At 41.4% G+C, this 507-nt stretch carries 1 protein-coding gene and 1 pseudogene; both read left to right on the top strand.

Translation table 11 applies throughout. From position 1 onward, the window contains the following. A pseudogene (locus ACFILY_RS09750) lies at positions 1-252 on the top strand (late control protein); the annotation flags it as partial. Then, on the top strand, positions 209-507 hold a 299-nt coding region (locus tag ACFILY_RS09745; protein WP_375673404.1), incomplete at its 3' end, for a DnaB-like helicase N-terminal domain-containing protein. The pseudogene ACFILY_RS09750 and the gene ACFILY_RS09745, both read left to right, overlap by 44 nt.

Below are 507 nucleotides of genomic sequence, written 5' to 3'. Positions count from 1 at the left end.
GACAGGTTGTGTCGTGCTGTAGGCAGTGGTTCTTTGACCCTTGAGGGACGCCCTGAAATCATGGCGGATCAACCTCTCATCCTTCAAGGGTTTCGTGGGCAAATCAATGGTCCATGGAAAGCCGCGACCGTCACCCACTGCTATGAAAAACAAAGCGGATACACCACAGAAATCACCTTTAAGGCACCAGACAAGGGAAAAGAAAGCAATGAGAACACTGAACATGCTAAAAACAGAAAATCCAAGAGATAATTTTGCTTCTTCTTTTCGTCAACTTCCCCATAATATTGAAGCAGAGCAGGCATTACTTGGAGCAATCCTGATTAATAATAATGCACTCGATCGCGTTTCAGACTTTCTCAAAGCAGAACATTTTTTTGAAACGCTACACCAAAAGATCTTTGAGATTGTCTTACAAATTATTCAAAATGGTCATCTTGCAAACCCCATTACAATCAAGCCCTATATCCAAATGGAAGAAAAAGTTGGAGATATTACTGTATACCA

Source organism: Bartonella sp. CL25QHWL (genome assembly GCF_042195335.1).
In the GTDB taxonomy this organism is placed as follows: Bacteria; Pseudomonadota; Alphaproteobacteria; order Rhizobiales; family Rhizobiaceae; genus Bartonella.
The sequence above is the reverse complement of the archived record's forward strand: the minus strand, read 5'-3'. Positions and strand labels throughout refer to the sequence as shown.